This is a genomic window from Microbulbifer okhotskensis, from assembly GCF_023895975.1.
In the GTDB taxonomy this organism is placed as follows: Bacteria; Pseudomonadota; Gammaproteobacteria; order Pseudomonadales; family Cellvibrionaceae; genus Microbulbifer; species Microbulbifer okhotskensis.
Map to the genome: position 1 here is coordinate 1 of NZ_JALBWM010000455.1, position 303 is coordinate 303.

The window sequence follows — 303 nt, forward strand, 5'->3', positions numbered from 1 at the left end:
CTATTTTAGGTCTATTCTGTTCGTTTTTACACCGATTTATATGGGACAGCCCTGTGTTCGCGCCGCTGGTAAAGGGCGCTTTTTTGAAGGAGCCAATCATGGCTAGAGGAGTCAACAAAGTAATCCTTATTGGTAACCTGGGTAACGACCCAGAAACCAAGTACACACCCAGCGGTACCGCTGTAACCAATATCAGCTTAGCTACCAGTGAAAGCTGGAAGGATAAGCAAACCGGCCAGCAGACTGAAAGAGTGGAATGGCACCGTGTAGTCTTTTTCAACCGCCTTGCAGAAATAGCCGGTG

Annotated in this window: 1 protein-coding gene; it reads left to right on the top strand. The window is 47.9% G+C overall.

What is annotated here, in order from left to right:
• Positions 1 to 98: 98 nt before the first annotated feature.
• Positions 99 to 303, top strand: a 205-nt coding sequence (ssb, locus tag MO867_RS22905) for a single-stranded DNA-binding protein (RefSeq protein ID WP_256474291.1), incomplete at its 3' end; no start/stop codon positions are given.